The organism is Leifsonia sp. SIMBA_070 (genome assembly GCF_046534635.1).
Lineage (GTDB): Bacteria > Actinomycetota > Actinomycetes > Actinomycetales > Microbacteriaceae > Leifsonia.
In genome coordinates, this window is sequence record NZ_JAWRYK010000999.1 from 1 (window position 1) to 233 (window position 233).

At 55.8% G+C, this 233-nt stretch carries 1 pseudogene; it reads left to right on the plus strand.

The annotated features are described in order from the left end of the window. Nucleotides 1-233: pseudogene (locus SB754_RS23165) on the plus strand (preprotein translocase subunit SecY); the annotation flags it as partial.

The window sequence follows — 233 nt, forward strand, 5'->3', positions numbered from 1 at the left end:
TCGTCGATGCTGTACCTGCCGTCGCTAATCGCGCAGTTCAACACCCCCGCGAACGGAAATCCGCCGGAGTGGGTCGTCTGGATCAACAACTACCTCACCAGCGGAGACCACCCGTTCTACATGGCGGTCTACTTCCTGCTGATCGTGTTCTTCACGTATTTCTATGTGTCGATCACGTTCAACCCGGAGGAAGTCTCCGAGAACATGAAGAAGTACGGCGGCTTCATTCCCGG